This window comes from Paenibacillus sp. 2KB_20 (genome assembly GCF_052115765.1).
GTDB lineage: Bacteria > Bacillota > Bacilli > Paenibacillales > Paenibacillaceae > Paenibacillus_AQ.
On sequence record NZ_JBFRHH010000007.1, the window covers coordinates 176,348 to 190,849 of the forward strand.

General features: G+C 49.6%; 15 protein-coding genes and 1 riboswitch. Of the genes, 11 read left to right on the plus strand and 4 right to left on the minus strand.

Annotated elements, in window-relative coordinates:
* Positions 1–66 precede the first annotated feature (66 nt).
* The 9 genes from AB4124_RS19690 (at position 67) to AB4124_RS19730 (ending at position 9,062) form a co-directional block, all read left to right on the plus strand.
* Complete coding sequence (locus tag AB4124_RS19690; protein WP_430105169.1) at positions 67–1,560, plus strand: extracellular solute-binding protein; 1,494 nt, start codon at positions 67–69, stop codon at positions 1,558–1,560.
* A gap of 13 nt (positions 1,561–1,573) precedes the next feature.
* Entirely contained in the window at positions 1,574–2,728 is a 1,155-nt protein-coding gene (locus AB4124_RS19695; RefSeq protein ID WP_441973954.1) for an ADP-ribosylglycohydrolase family protein, read from the plus strand.
* 63 nt (positions 2,729–2,791) lie between these two features.
* Positions 2,792–4,912 (plus strand): ADP-ribosylglycohydrolase family protein, encoded by a 2,121-nt coding sequence (locus tag AB4124_RS19700; RefSeq protein WP_441973955.1) that lies wholly within the window; start codon positions 2,792–2,794, stop codon positions 4,910–4,912.
* 20 nt (positions 4,913–4,932) lie between these two features.
* Complete coding sequence (gene rbsK / locus AB4124_RS19705) at positions 4,933–5,844, plus strand: ribokinase (protein ID WP_441973956.1); 912 nt, start codon at positions 4,933–4,935, stop codon at positions 5,842–5,844.
* Positions 5,845–6,092: 248 nt separating this feature from the next.
* On the plus strand, positions 6,093–6,278 hold the full coding sequence (locus AB4124_RS19710) for a hypothetical protein (protein ID WP_074961828.1): 186 nt from the start codon (positions 6,093–6,095) through the stop codon (positions 6,276–6,278).
* A 416-nt stretch (positions 6,279–6,694) separates the two neighbouring features.
* Positions 6,695–7,243: a nucleotidyltransferase family protein gene (locus AB4124_RS19715; protein WP_441973957.1), complete on the plus strand. Its 549-nt coding sequence runs from the start codon at positions 6,695–6,697 to the stop codon at positions 7,241–7,243.
* A gap of 99 nt (positions 7,244–7,342) precedes the next feature.
* Positions 7,343–8,050, plus strand: coding sequence for a class I SAM-dependent methyltransferase (locus tag AB4124_RS19720; RefSeq protein ID WP_430105160.1), 708 nt, complete (start codon positions 7,343–7,345; stop codon positions 8,048–8,050).
* Positions 8,051–8,052: 2 nt separating this feature from the next.
* On the plus strand, positions 8,053–8,517 hold the full coding sequence (locus tag AB4124_RS19725) for an NUDIX hydrolase (protein ID WP_339266350.1): 465 nt from the start codon (positions 8,053–8,055) through the stop codon (positions 8,515–8,517).
* Positions 8,514–9,062, plus strand: a complete 549-nt coding sequence (locus AB4124_RS19730) for a histidine phosphatase family protein (RefSeq protein ID WP_441973958.1) — start codon at positions 8,514–8,516, stop codon at positions 9,060–9,062. The genes AB4124_RS19725 and AB4124_RS19730 overlap by 4 nt, the downstream gene beginning before the upstream one ends.
* 199 nt (positions 9,063–9,261) lie before the next feature.
* Here AB4124_RS19730 and AB4124_RS19735 read toward each other — a convergent pair whose 3' ends face one another.
* Positions 9,262–10,512 carry a methyl-accepting chemotaxis protein gene (locus AB4124_RS19735; RefSeq protein WP_076325081.1) on the minus strand — a complete coding sequence of 417 codons (1,251 nt, stop codon included), beginning with the start codon at positions 10,510–10,512 and terminating at the stop codon, positions 9,262–9,264.
* A 184-nt stretch (positions 10,513–10,696) separates the two neighbouring features.
* On the minus strand, positions 10,697–11,419 hold the full coding sequence (locus AB4124_RS19740) for a class I SAM-dependent methyltransferase (protein WP_430105156.1): 723 nt from the start codon (positions 11,417–11,419) through the stop codon (positions 10,697–10,699).
* A 147-nt stretch (positions 11,420–11,566) separates the two neighbouring features.
* Between AB4124_RS19740 and AB4124_RS19745 the strand changes: the two genes are divergently transcribed.
* Positions 11,567–12,265: a nucleotidyltransferase domain-containing protein gene (locus AB4124_RS19745; protein ID WP_441973959.1), complete on the plus strand. Its 699-nt coding sequence runs from the start codon at positions 11,567–11,569 to the stop codon at positions 12,263–12,265.
* Between the two features lie 103 nt (positions 12,266–12,368).
* Positions 12,369–12,467 (plus strand): sporulation protein YjcZ, encoded by a 99-nt coding sequence (locus AB4124_RS19750; protein ID WP_076325078.1) that lies wholly within the window; start codon positions 12,369–12,371, stop codon positions 12,465–12,467.
* A 71-nt stretch (positions 12,468–12,538) separates the two neighbouring features.
* Here AB4124_RS19750 and AB4124_RS19755 read toward each other — a convergent pair whose 3' ends face one another.
* Complete coding sequence (locus AB4124_RS19755; protein ID WP_339266344.1) at positions 12,539–13,144, minus strand: YkoF family thiamine/hydroxymethylpyrimidine-binding protein; 606 nt, start codon at positions 13,142–13,144, stop codon at positions 12,539–12,541.
* Between the two features lie 84 nt (positions 13,145–13,228).
* Positions 13,229–13,331: riboswitch (TPP riboswitch) on the minus strand.
* 182 nt (positions 13,332–13,513) lie between these two features.
* Positions 13,514–14,116 carry a nitroreductase family protein gene (locus AB4124_RS19760; protein ID WP_339290883.1) on the minus strand — a complete coding sequence of 201 codons (603 nt, stop codon included), beginning with the start codon at positions 14,114–14,116 and terminating at the stop codon, positions 13,514–13,516.
* Between the last annotated feature and the right edge of the window lie 386 nt (positions 14,117–14,502).

Sequence of the window (14,502 nt, forward strand, 5' to 3'; positions counted from 1 at the left end):
GAAGGCGAAGGCAGCTAACTTATAAGGCATGAATGTTCAAATTCAAAAAAGGGGAGAAAGATGAACATGAAAAAATTAAGCCTGTTTTTAATCGTTGCCATGCTGGTTATGGTCATGTCGGCATGTACATCGAAGTCAAACACGCCGGGAGCAGGTCAAACTGAACCCGGAACCGCCCAGTCTGACGGGACCGGGGATCCGGTTACGCTGAAGATCGTGTACAAGGATGAAGGAACGGCAAACCCCGTTTCGGTTAAATTCTTCGAGACCTTGGAGAAATCCCTGGCTGAAGACGAAGGCTTGAACGTGAAATTCGAGCTTGTGGATCTGGCACAAGGCAGTTATGCCGAGAACCTGAATCTGCTGCTGCTGGGCGGAACCATTCCGGATATCATCTATTTCCAGGGCGGTGACCAGCAAATTGCCGATCAAGGTCTGTTGGAAGATCTGACACCTTATATTGAAAATTCAACCTACATCAAAAATATCATGGAGCCGCACAACAAGACCCGGATGGCAAGTTATCCGTATCTGCTGTGGATCAAACCGCTCGCACCGAAAACACCGGTCATCCGGGCGGATTGGTTTAATGCCATGGAGAGCTCCAAGGCCTTGATGGAGAACCCGAGTGTCGACAATTATTATGCCTTCTTCAAGGAACTGGTGGAGAAGAAGCCGGGTAAAGGAAAGCCGAGCTACGCGCTGACGGCAGCAGGCGATATTGCCGAGATCAACTTTATTTTTAATACGGCTTTCGGTTTGGATACGACTTGGCTCAAGAAGGAAGATGGAACTTATGAGTATTCCAAGGTTTCTCAGAAAGAAAAGGAAAAGCTGACGTTCTACAATAAGCTCTACAAGGAAGGGCTGCTGGACCCGCAATTCATTACAAAGCAATGGGATACCAAGGAGGACGCCTTCTATAAAGGGGAAGCTGCCGTTATCACGGGCACAGCCGGTAAAATCATCGATTTGTATGATGGAAGAATGCAGGAACTGGGCGGAGATGACGCCAATCTGATCGTGCTGCCGCCGGCCAAGGGCGAAGCTCAGGGCTTCGGGGCAACCGACGTGACGAAGGAATCCAGAGGGCTTGCGATCTCTTCGCAGTCACCGCATAAAGACGTAGCGTTCAAGGTCTTTGATTACCTTGCAAGTCCGAAGGGGCAAATGCTGGACCGCCTCGGTTTCGAAGACGAGCATTATAAGGTCGTTGACGGCGAGATCGAGCTGAACGAGAAATACTACAGCGAATGGTATGCGCGTTTCTGGGAGCCGACCGAGATCAAGTCCGAAACGCCTTTGAAAACGCCGCTATTGGGTGAGCCTGGAACCGAATCGTTGAAAATGGCTACCGAATTCTACACGGAAGACAACAATTTCATCATTCCTGAGCAATTCATTGCGAATTGGGATGCAATGAACAATTTGTACAAGGAATACTCGACGGACTTTATTACGGGCAAGAAAGACTTGTCCCAATTCGACCAATTCGTTGAAGCCTGGAATGCTGCGGGCGGTGCAGAAATTACGAAATATGCCAACGAAAACATCAAGTAAGGAGCCTATGACTATGACTTCGTTTCGTGACCGGGTGAGGGGCGTGGTGATATCCACCGCGCTCGGAGACGCAATGGGAGCTCCAATCGAGAAATTGACGTACGAGGAGATCAAGTCCAAATACGGACGCGTGGAATCTCTTATGACAAGATGGCATAAGATGGATCTGCCCGCCGACGTCCGGCTTGGACGGGTAAGGGGCGACGGGATTGTCACGGACGATACGCTGATGACCATTGCGCTCATGAATGTTTATCTTACTGAAGGCCGGCATCTGGATGCCTATGATATGGGCAATGAATTCGTGAAGGAGATTGCGTTCCGCAAGACGTTTGTCCCGGAGCTGAATGAGGAGACGTTGATCATTGACCGGTTGTTCTATCCGGAAAAATACATCTTCATGCGTCATGTGCTGGCTAATTGCGATCCGAGAGAAGGGGGCATCGGGAATATGGTGAACTGCGGGGCGGCGATGTACATCGCCCCGATCGGGATCGTCAATGCGGGCAATCCCAAGGCTGCTTATGATGAAGCCATCCTGTTTGCGATGGGTCATCAGAGCAGCTACGGTCTGGAAGCCGCAGGCGTTCTGGCTGCCTGCGTGGCGAAGGCCTTTGAGCCGGGGGTGAGTGTGGACGACATTGTCCGCACCGCGATCAGCCTGGCAAAAGACGGCACGAAAGCAGCCATTGTGGAAATGACGCAAGCCGCCCGCGAATTGCGGCATCAGCGGGATGACATGGACAAAGTGATCGAGGTATTGCAAGCGATCATGCTCAAATATTCGCCGATGGGCGATGACGTGAGTCGCCATATCGACAAGGTCGGCATCCCGAGCAACCATTATACGCCAAGCCGCCTATGGTCGATTGAAGAGCTGCCGATGGCACTAGCGTTTATCGTTCTCAACGACGGCGATTACTATCGTTCGATTCTGGCCGGGGTTAACTCCGGGCGTGACACAGACTCGATCGGCGTTATGGCCGGGGTCATCCTGGGCGCCATGTATGGTTGTGAGGTTATCCGCAAGGAAGATATCGAGCAGCTGAATAAGGTGAACCGCTTGGACCTGTGTGCCATCGCGGACAGGTTCAGCGGCATTGCCGCGCAGATCATCGAGGAGGATCTTCGCATCAATGAATCTCGGAAGAATATTGTGAGTCCATAGTTTTTCACAAGCTATTGCAGCTTAGCGGATGTAGAGGAATGGTTGATACAGGAGGGAGAGCAAATGATACCTAAACATTATGTAGAGACGGTATATGCGGGATTCATCGGCATGAACATCGGCATAAGGCTCGGTGCTCCCATCGAACCGGTAGCTTGGACGTATGAACGCATTCGGGACGTATACGGCGATATCCGGGATTACGTGAAGCCGTACAAAACCTTTGCCGCGGACGATGACGCAAACGGTCCGGTTTTCTTTATTCGCGCGCTGTATGACGATGCGACGGACCGCGAGCTTGAGCCGGAGGACGTGGGCAGAGCATGGCTCAATTACGCAAGGGAAGGGATCGGCATGTTTTGGTGGGGCGGCGAGGATATCAGTACGGAGCACCGTGCTTATGTTAATCTGCGCAAAGGCATTTCAGCCCCCCGCTCCGGTTCGATTGAGGTCAACGGCACGGAGATGGCGGAGCAGATCGGCGGCCAGATCTTCATCGATTCCTGGGGCCTGCTGTTCCCGGGTCAGGCGGAGAAAGCGGCGGATTATGCGGAAAAAGCCGCCAGTGTTTCGCACGACGGCAACGGGCTGTACGGCGCCCGCTTCATAGCTGCTTGCATAGCCAAAGCCTTTGATGCTTCATCCATTGATGAGATTATTGCGGAAGGACTTCGCATGATTCCGGATGACTCCACTTATGCGCGCGTGGTCCATGCGGTGATGGACTTCCACCGGGAGCATCCATCGGATTTCCGCGCTTGCCGTCAATATTTGGAGGATCACTGGGGATACGATAAGTATACTGGCGTATGCCACATTATCCCGAATGCGGGCGTGTGCGTGCTTGCCCTTCTGTATGGCGAGGGGGATTTTGCGCGCACGGTCGAGATCGCATCGATGTGTGGCTGGGACACCGATTGCAACGCCGGAAACGTGGGCACGATCCTAGGCGTTTACGGCGGCCTGGCGGGGATTCCGGATCATTATCGCAAGCCGATCAATGACTTCATCGTGGCTTCGAGTGTATCCGGTTATTTGAATCTGGTGGATTTCCCGACATTTGCCAAAGAGCTTGCATTGCTTGGCTATCGCCTCAATGGAGAGAAGGCCCCCGAAGCGTTGGTGTTGCGGGTGAAGCAAGGCGAGGTGTATTTCGATTTCGATCTGCCGGGGTCCACGCACGGCTTTCGGACAAGCAATTCGTTCAAGACGCCTGTCTTGCGCCATTCAACCAAGAATACTTATGATAGCAGAGGATCCTTGGAAGTGGTCTTTGACCGACTGGTAGAAGGCGACAGCAGCAAAATCTACTATAAACCGTTCTATCGCCGGGCGGAGTTTAACGATGAGAAATATAAGCCGACCTTTGCCCCCCTGGCCTATAGCGGGCAGACCGTATCCGCCCAAATTTATGTGGATCAGTGGGAAGGCGAACCAGTAACCTTGACTCCGTATGTGCGAAATACTTATACGCAGGAGGAAGTGCGTTTGGCAACGTATACTCCAGCGTGCGGAGAGTGGAACGCGGTTGAATTCGTCATTCCGGATACCGAAGGCGCCATGATTGATGAGATCGGCTGGATACTCGAGAGCCCGTCGCCGCTCTTGAACCGCGCTATCGGTAGTTTGTTCGTCGGGCAATTCCGCATCACGGGAGCGGCGGATTATACGATCGATTTTGCCAAGCAGGCCAAAGAGTTCGCTTCTGTCACTCCATTCTCGCATCATCGAGGAAACTGGGAGCTGCGTGAGGGAGCACTGCATTGTATATCTGAAGGAGATACCTCGTCCTATTCCGGCAATTACTATGCAGGAGATATGGAGATTGAAGCGACCATTAGACCAATATCAGGCACCAGCCATTGTCTGATTACAAGGGCGCAAGGGGTCATGCGGCATTATCTGGCCGGGTTCGACGGTCCGAATTCCGTATCGTTTATCAAACAGGACTTCGGGATCAAGCGTCTGATTACGGCAAGATACGATTGGGAATGGGGAAAAGAATACCGCTTGAAGCTGGTGTCCGAGAAGGATCGGTTCATCTTGTATATTAATGGAGACAATGTGCTAGAATGCAAGGAAACTGCCTATGGTCATGGCATGTTCGGCTTTGGCAGCTTGGAGGATGGCGAGAATGAGATCAAGGATGTTCGCGTCCGTACATCAGAGCCGAAGCCGGTTTAAGAGAAGGGAGCAGGTTATCTTTGCGCAAGCTAGTTGTCATTGGAAGCATTAATATGGATGTTGTGAGTAATGTAGAGCAGTTTCCCCGGCCGGGAGAAACGATTCATAGCAGGGGCACATCTTTTTTTCCTGGGGGTAAAGGAGCGAATCAGGCTGTGGCTGCAGCCTCAGCAGGTGCGGATTGTGTCATGGTCGGCGCGGTCGGTCTTGATCCTTTTGGGAATACCCTGGTTGCTTCCTTGGAGGAGCGCGGGGTTGGCGTTACATCCGTCCTCTCCAAGACAGGCACCTCGGGGATGGCGATCATCACGGTTAACGAGGCGGGCGAGAATTATATCGTGTTGTCGGAAGGAGCCAATGGGCGGTTGACTGAAGAAGATGTTGCGACTGAGGTGAAGTGGGATGGAGTATATGCTGTACTGCTGCAAAATGAAATTCCATGGCAGACGACGCAGTATGTTATCCAATCGGCCAACAAGGCAGGCGTTCGCGTCTGGTTGAATCCGGCGCCTGCGCGAAAGATCCCTCATGACGTGTTGCCGCTGATCGATACCTTGATTGTGAACGAGACGGAAGCCGAAGTGGTAAGCGGCCTAAAGGTGGAGGACACTGCTTCAGCCGATGCGGCTGCAGCGTCGATTATCGGCAGAGGCACCTCCAACGTGATCATCACCCTTGGCGAGCAAGGCTGCTTCTATGTGAATGCACAAGGTGAGCGTTTCACCGTTCCGGCTTTCCACGTCAGACCCGTGGATACCACGGCGGCAGGAGATACGTTCATCGGTGCTTATGCGGCAGCTTGCACGGAGGGGCTGGAGACGGAAGAAGCGCTTCAGTTTGCAACTGCAGCGGCTGCATTGACGGTGACCCGGCCAGGCGCGCAAGCCTCCATACCGTCCAAGGAAGAGATTCTGGCTTTTATAAATAAGTAATTCGTTGCACAAGCGGGAGGGCGTCTTCGTTGCCTTCTCGCTTTTGTTATCTTACCCACTCGTTTTTCAATGTGCGACGGAGACGTACCATGAGGGCGATCCACCATCTATTCCGGATCTGATGAGGTTGCAATGGTTGTGAGCGATGGTATGTGAGATCTAAATGGAGCTGCCCGACATGTTCTGCTGAACCCTTTCATATAAGTAAGAGTGATAATAATGAATCTATGAAATGGGGTATCTGACTAATGGCAAAACAAAAAAGAGGCAAATCCTTGTGGAACCTACCAACTCGCGCGCGCGGTACATGTCCGGTGTGCAAGAGTACCCGAACGAAATTGTTGTATCCCCGAACCAAATCGGACGGGACTGCCCTGAAAGTGTGCAAGCGCTGCGACGGCGCTTCGCAGGAGCGGGTGGACGCGGCTGTGTAGCTAGCACCACTGGACTTGATTGTTCGGTAGTGGGATTATTTCGTGCATGGCTGTCCGAAATCCGGCTTATAAGCTCTCTCACATGAGCATACCGAAATCAATCTGGCTCAAGTTGAAGCTGTTATGGCGCATGCATGCTCAGATTTCTGTCCAACATGCAGCTCGGGTATCACCCGCTGCGTCCCATAATCCCTGCCTTCTCTTGCCGTTCAGGGATTATCTGGAATATAATAGTTATATCTATGAGTGTGCATAGACCGTTTCCTTCTCTTCGTGAAGCGGTCTATGCTTTTTTACACGAATACAGGATTTTAGGGTTACGCTCTTGTTCAAGTTGCAGCTAACTAATATAAGAACTTATGGCAGTTGAATGGTAAGAGGGCTGAGAAGAATTTAGGTCATTGGCGGTGGATGGTATGTTAGAGAAACGGTTAAAGGAGTACATAAGACAGCATCAGCAATTGATGACGGATTTGGACATCGTTCGTGACTTAGGGCTGCCGCAATGCTATATTGCTGCAGGCTACATCCGAAATTATGTGTGGGACTTGCTTCATGGATTAGAAGGGACGGATCGGCATACGGATATCGATGTGGTGTATTTCGATCCGGAAGATGTGTCTGAAGTCCGGGATATTCGATTGGAAGAGCTTTTAAGAACAACCACGGGGAACCCGAAATGGTCGGTCAAGAATCAGGCCAGAATGCATGTGAAGAATGGAGATGAACCCTATCATTCGACCCATGATGCGCTAGCTCATTGGACGGAGACGGCTACCGCGGTCGGGGCAAGGCTGAACGCCGAAGGAGAGCTTGAGCTCTGCTGTCCTTACGGACTGGAGGATTTATTTGCGCTTCGTGTTCGCAGATGCCCAAACTTTCATAAGCGACGCTATTATTTGGAACGGGTAGGAAAGAAGCAATGGCAGGATCAGTGGCCGCAGCTAACGATAAGCGAAGATTAGAAAAAGGTGTCCTAGCAGGAGTTGCAGTGAGCAAGTATGGGCTTGTCCTTATGGAATTTATAGAGTGACCTTATAACGGCCAGAACAAGGGGATATAGCATGGACATATTCAACCGCGCACGTGAAAAGGAAATATCGTATCACGAGACATTGTACGAAGAAGCCGTACTGTTTCAACCTGGGAGCTGGTTAGCCAAGCCCGTTCAGACGGTCCTGGATCATTTGGAATTATTGCCGTTTCATGAGATGCGGGTACTGGATCTAGGCTGTGGCGTCGGGCGTAATAGCATCCCGGTTGCGCAGCGGATCCAAGCGGTTAACGGGAAGGTCATCTGCGTGGATCTGCTGCCATCGGCAGTTGACAAGCTGCGGCAGTATGCTGCATTGCATGGCGTAAGCTCAAATCTTGAGGCACTTGTGGCAGACGTAGAACACTATGAAATTACCGAGGATACTTATCATTACGTCATCGCATGCTCATGTCTGGAGCATATGAGCTCCGAGGAAGCCTTTGTATCCAAGATCAAACAGATGCAGGCTGGAACCGTGGAGCGGGGCGTACATTGCTTATTGATGAGCACCGAGGTAAAGGAAATCGATCAGGAAACGGGTTTGGAGGAGGCAGGCTTAATCGAGTTGAATCTATCCGCCGACAAAGCCTTTTCCATCCTTGATGAGCTGTATTCGGAATGGGAGATCTTAACGAGGCGGCAGGTGCAGCAGGATATTCAGGAAGTGAAGGATGGGAGAGACGTACTTTTCCGAAGTCAATGGATTACCTTCACTGCTAGAAAAGGAGGTTGTTGACCGTGGTGAAACATACGCATCTCGGTGTTTATGGAATACTGATTCAGCATGATCATATCCTGTTGATCCAGAAAGCGAGAGGACCGCACAAGGGGAAGTGGGATTTACCGGGCGGCTCCATTGAGTTCGGAGAAGAGCCGGAGCATACGCTGCAGCGCGAATTTTTAGAGGAAACCGGGCTTTCTCCGATTAAGGGGAGCATTCGGACGGCTGTATCTTACACGATCGTATATCAGTATGAGGCGAATCAGATGGAAGAGCTGCATCACATCGGTATCATGTATGATGTCGAGCTGTTGGATCTTCAAGCTGTTATCAAAACGGACGGTGACGGCCAAGACTCATTAGGAGCCAAATGGATTCCCTTGGAGTCATTGGGGGTGTTACCGTTAACACCGTTTGTAGAGATGATGATGGAGCCCGTATTAAAGGGTGAGGCTCATAAAGAAGCAGAGGTCGAAGGATGACGACTCTCTATTTTGTAAGACATGCGGAATCTCCCTTTATCGATGGGAAGGAAAGGTCGCGGGGATTGTCCGCGGAGGGCTCCCTCGCTGCGGTTCGAGTCAAAGAATTGCTCCTGGGTGAAGGGATTGACGCTATTACTTCAAGCCCTTATCAGCGAGCCAAGGACACGGTCCAACCATTGGCGGATGCTTTAGGACTCCCGATTGCGGAGCAAGAGGACTTAAGGGAACGGGAGGTCGGGGATTTTCAGGGGCATTCCTTCCTCGATGCCAAAAAGATACTGTTTCAGGATCCAACCACGTCCTTTCCCGGAGGGGAATCCAGCAAAGCCGCACAAAGCCGAGCAGTCCAGGTGCTAGAGGGAATCTTGAATACGCATTTAGGAAAGCGTGTCGTAATTGGCACGCACGGCGACATTATGACACTTATGCTGCAGCATTATGATCAACATTTCTGGCAAGGAATGACGCTGCCGGATATATATCGAGTCGAGTTTGAAGAAGGGCGGCTTGTGAATATCGCGCGGTTATGGAGCGAGCAATAATGCAGGTGTACTTGACATGATACAAAAGGGAGCTGTCCCATATGAAGGGTCTGCTCACACGGACGGTTCGTCAGATTAAAAAATGTGTCCAATGAAGAAATGGCTGTGCTCAGGATAGTATCTTTGCACAGCCATTTTTCGCATTTTCGGTTCGTTTGCTGCTTCGAAAGTAATAGACATGATGGAGGCTGTACCCTACTTAAAATTTGAAAATGTTGATCGTTTTTTGCAGCCGGAAGACGGCATTATTCATCGCTTCTGCTTCCTCGGCCATCTTCTGGATCGATGAGATGCCCTCATTCATGGATGCCGACACCTGCTCCGTGCCTGCGGCGGATTGCTGCGTAATCGCCGATATATTCTGAATTGCGGAAGAAATGCTCTTCGCACTTTCCAGCATGGATTCGCTCTCCTTGGAGAAAGCGGAGATCTGTTCCGAAATATACTGCACACTGTTTACAATCTCCATGAACACCAGCTCAGCTTCACGGATCATTTCGGTTTGCTGCCTGACGACCTCTTCATTAATTTTTATGTTCTGAGTTGCATGTTTCACGTCCGATTCGATGCTGCGTACGAGATTGAATACTTCTCTAGTCGATGATGTGGATTCCTCAGCCAATTTACGCACCTCTTGGGCGACAACGGCAAAGCCAGCGCCATGCTCGCCTGCCCTTGCCGCTTCAATGGATGCGTTCAAGGATAACAAGTTGGTCTGATCGGCAAGTTCCGAGATCGTCTCCGTGATCTGCGTAATTCCCCTGGCGCTCTTAGCCAGCGCATCAATGGATTCCGAGACCTTGGCTGTTGCGTCAATATTACGCTGCATCCCTGCAGACTGCTTGGCAACGGAGTCCCTTCCTTGCTCAACCAGTCCCAGCGTTTCGATCGAACGGGTATTCATTTCCTGGGTTGAATGCGTATAATTGCTGACCTTCTCTTCGATCTCACCGATGGAATGCGTCATTTCGGCTACGTCTTCCGATATTTCGTTCGCGCCGACGGCCAGCTCATTGGAAGATAAGGAGACTTGATTCATCACTTGAATGAGCTCCTGGTTTTTAATCGAGATGTTGGAGCTTGACGACATGACCTGGCGGGTGATATCCGAGGTTTCCTGCAATATTTTTCGAAGCTTGTCCACCATGCTGTTGAACGTTCGGCTGAGATCGTTCATGCCCCCAACCTCTTCTACCTGGAAGGTGAAGTCGCCTTTGGCGATTTTGGCGGAAACGCTGGAGATCTCCGCAAAGGAATTGGTAAGCGTTTTCTCAATAAGACGAGAAAGAGGAAAAGTTAAACCGGTTAGTGCCACGACGATGACCACGCCAATGATTGCTTTACCCATTAGAATAAATGCAAGCAGCATTGGAACCGCAAACAAAGCGGCAATGAGAAAACAGGCTGCGGTAATTTTTCGCGAGATAGGGAGTCTGTTGAACCATGCCATAAGAATGAGTCCTCCTCAACAACATAGGATATATTTACCATGATTATAGCATCGACAGGCAAAACTAGATATAACGAATTGACAAAAAGTGTTGGATTAGGTCGAAAGGACTGAAATTGAGGAGGGAGAGGGGATACGCAGCAAATATGCGAATCCCCACTTGATGCACAGATATGAAGTGATTTTATTTTACAGCCCGGAATAAGGCGGAAGCGAGATAATCGGTATTATCCAGGATCATGCGGTCATGCTTGAACAACGTTTCCCAGAGCGCCACATCGAACAGGAGTCCTTTATCGCGCTGTTCAAATGTATCCAGATGACGTGTTTGCTCTTCCTTTAACTGGTCATTGAAGTGGTTGTACTCCAGAACTTCTTCCTGTTTAAACCCGCAAGCCAAGAGGGAGTCCGCCCATTCTTCCCTCATCATGAGATTAGGAATTCCGAAGAATTCGAGCAGTTCCTGAAGTTTTGCCTCCGGCATGGGTTTATCAAGCAGCAATTCTCTGTCCTGCAGGACGCCCCCATGATCCAGAACGCGATAATATTCGGGCAGTGATTTCGTAGTATCCGTAAATACGGTAACGGATTCGGCCATGATTAGGTCGAATTGGTTGTCCTCGAAAGGCAATGCGCATACATCCGCTTGTTGGAACTGCACGTCGATTTCCATCGCTTCGGCTCTTGCACGGGCTTTTTTGATCATATTTTCGTTCAGGTCAATGGCTGTTACTTGATACCCCATCTCCGAAAGATGGCATGCAGTTCTGCCCGTTCCACACCCGACCTCCAAAATGCGGCTGCCCGGTTGAATGGGATAATTCTTCAGCATTCGGAGGGTTGCCTCGAATCCTCCCGGGTGGGCACTGCCCATACCTAATTTGGAGAGCATATGAATATAGTTCATCTCATCTATCCCTTCTTCCTTGTCATCAACATGAGGGTAATCGTTTATTTATTTACCATATGATTCAGGTACGTTTAGGGTTTTAGCTGAATTAGATATTTTGAGCCCTTTTTTCGGGAGGATCAGAATTATACTGGAGGAAACGTCATGAGGATGGAACCGGTAGAGGCAGCGGAACGCATCATACAATACGATTATCCCAACTGTTTGCTTGCTGTGCTTGGCGGCAGCGCGAGCAGAGGTGAACATAATGAACAATCCGATTTGGACCTCATAGTCATTGAACGGGATGGTCATGATTTCAGCAGGAAGACGATAGAGGCACATGGGTGGATCGCGGAAATATTTATATTGTCTTTATCCTCCTACCGCGAATATTTCGATGAGGGAGTGATCGCGGCGAATCCTTCATTGCAGCGGATGGTCGTAGAAGGGACGGTGCTGCACGCGCTGCCTGAGGGGGAAGAGGTGCAGGCGGAAGCCCGAAGCGACTTGAATTACGGACCCATGCCCTTGACGCTAACCGACATTAACGAATACCGTTATATGCTAACCGAGTACCTGCTGGATTTGCAGAGTCCCCGAAGGGATGCCGAAAAGTGGTTTACGGTGCACAAAATAGCGGCGATTCTCTGTGATTTTGTACTTAGGGTGAACCGGGAGTGGACGGGTGAAGGGAAAACGCTGTTCCGTCTGTTCAACCGCTATGACTCGATCTTGGGAGAACGATTGGAAGCAGCGCTCACGGCGATGTATCGCCAGGATGATCCTTCAGTTCTTATGGCATTCACCGAGGAAATGCTCCATCCGTACGGAGGCAAGCTTCTCATTGGTTATGAGGAATAGAATAAAAAGAGGGGTACATTAGCCGTGACACTAGCACGAGACGGGAAATACTATAATAGCGTGATTACATCACGTCATTCTTTAAATCCAGGAGGGGATCTTCATGAGCGGAGTATATGGCGGCGGTGGATGGAACAATTCAGTAGGAATTATTTTGGTTCTCTTTATCCTGCTCGTAATTATCTTGAGTGCTTGGGTTTAAACCGTCAAGATTCTTGGCAGTAGTGACAGGAAGCCCGGCGCTTGCCGGGCTTTTGTATGCCTCGATGAGGCTCAATTCGATGCGGCTTTGACCGAAGGGCTGTGTGCGGATACAACCGCAGTCATGACCAAATGGCTGCTGTCGGATTGAATCGCATGTAAAAAAGCCTCTTCAAGGGATCCAAACACCTGGGCCAGTGACCCATCCAATCGGCTGGCGTAATGAACGCTTCCGGCGAATGTCCCGGCTGCCTTCGTACGATTAACTTCACCGTAGATGACATCCATGTAGTCATCGGTACCCATGGGGTAAAGAGCGAATTGGCAAGCAGTCTCAATATCGGCATGTTCCCCGATGTCGTTGTTTAAGAGAGTCGAATCCTCGGTCATATATACATCGGCGTCCGTATCTCCGGGGCAACCGATGGAATAAGTACCATTAAAAACGGTATGCACGCCACTCGCTGCAGCATAGGCGAATATCGCCCTTGTCACATCAAAGACATGCTCTGCACGTCCACGAATACAGGTGCTCACATCATCTGTCTGAATCCATACCTTCCCCGTATCCACGGAATGTAGTGCGCCCATGATGACCTCCACAAACCGGTCCGTCATGGGAAATACCGAGAACCGGCACCCGACGATCCGACTGGTTCCGCACACAAGCTCATTCATTGTTATTTCCTCCCCATGATATAAGTCCACGCAAAAAAACCGCACCCCGTGAAGAAAGTGCAGTTATGCCTACGAAAAGAAATAAACATAAATGCTACACTTCCCCACGCTAGTATGACCTAGATCGGGTGTTAAGGGTTAACGGCAAACCGCCGTCTCTCAGCACATGGCACCCCTAGTACAGCCAACAACCTATGTAGTTGGTTATCGCAAGTTTGCCCGGAGCTTCTGTTATCTTAGAAGTTCGAGGGTTCTTACTTGACTAATTGTATCGCTTAGTGATCGGTTTTTCAATCTTTGCCCATTATAAAAGGACCGCCTATCCAAGTTGCGGGAACTTAGGGAGGCGGCCTTTTTTCATCTATTTAATTAGTTGTATACTTTTACGCGATCTTCAAGCGGTGCAAATTCTTTCTCGCCTGGTTCAGCAACCGGCTTACCGAAAGGCATTTGAGCAAGCAGCTTCCAGCTTTCCGGGATGTTCCATTCGGATTTTACTTTTTCGTCGATCAGCGGGTTGTAGTGCTGCAGGGATGCACCCAGACCTTCTGCTTCAAGGGATGTCCATACTACAAATTGCAGCATGCCGTTGGATTGGTTGGACCAAATCGGGAAGTTGTCGGCATAAGCGGCAAAGTTCTGTTGCAGCCCGGCAATGACGTTGTTGTCCTCGAAGAACAATACCGTACCGTAACCAGCGCGGAATGCACCCATTTTTTCGGCAGTGGATTTGAATGCTTCTTCATCGCCAACGACTTCCTTCAGGATGCCTTCCGTGATGTTCCACAGTTTATCATGCTGTTCGCCAAGCAATACAACGACGCGTGCACTTTGAGAGTTGAAAGAAGACGGGGTATACTTAACCGCTTCGTTTACGATTTCCTGAATACGCTCGTCCGAGATAACGGATTCTTTGCTAATCCCATAATAAGAACGGCGACTTTTGAGTGCAGTTGAAAAATCTTTAGACATTGAAAAAAAACCTCCTGGTGTAATCGAATTTGCATACGCCTGATAAGAAGATGTCCTTTACTTCAAGCAAATATGCATGTTGCTTATTTAGCAATATTTTTAATTATCATTCCATATTAACTTACGTTTAGTTAGGAATAATATTTATGTTAGTATATTAATATAACTTAGAGTAATTGTCAACGACTTTTGATTAAATATAATTTCCCTTATCTATTAAATATGAATTGAATCCGTTTGGCTTTTTGAGAAGCTTCATTATATGGAGGTTTAAACGAAAGGAGTGCTTCCTACCTGAGGATATTAGCTATGTCTTCTCGAAACTTCATATTATGAACAATTCATGAACAAAATATACAAGTATGAACAAATTAATTGATTTTGAT